This window comes from Bacillus sp. LR--39, assembly GCF_053613335.1.
On the sequence record NZ_JBSIOT010001561.1, the window covers coordinates 1 to 524 of the forward strand.

1 pseudogene is annotated in these 524 nt (G+C 48.3%); it reads left to right on the forward strand.

Annotated features, from left to right (window positions below):
• Positions 1-489: pseudogene (locus tag ACWHAR_RS31800) on the forward strand (hypothetical protein); the annotation flags it as partial.
• Positions 490-524: the final 35 nt, after the last annotated feature.

Here is a 524-nt window from a genome sequence, read left to right on the forward strand (position 1 = left end):
AAGGTGACGAACCGGGGGCGCATGTTTGCGAAACCAGCGCCGGAAGATATCATCAGCGAACTGTTTACCGACGCTTCAGAAGATCTGATGAATAAAGAGCTGACAGGTACGGTGTACAGGCTGATCGCATCGGGTTCATTCGTGATCACGGATGACGGTATCCGCTGTTTTATTCACCCGTCAGAAAGAAAAGAGGAGCCAAGACTGGGTTCAAAAGTCACAGGCCGGGTGATTCAAGTGAAAGAAGACGGTTCAGTCAACTTGTCGCTGCTTCCGAGAAAACAGGATGCAATGTCTGTTGATGCTGAGTGCATTCTAACGTATATGAGAATGAGAAACGGTGCCATGCCGTACAGTGACAAAAGCCAGCCTGACGATATCAGAGAACGTTTTAATATGAGCAAAGCCGCCTTTAAACGCGCGCTGGGCCATTTGATGAAAAACGGAAAAGTGTATCAGGAAAATGGATGGACATACGAGAAAAAATAGCATGAAAACGGCTCGCCTGCTGCAGACTGCGGAGC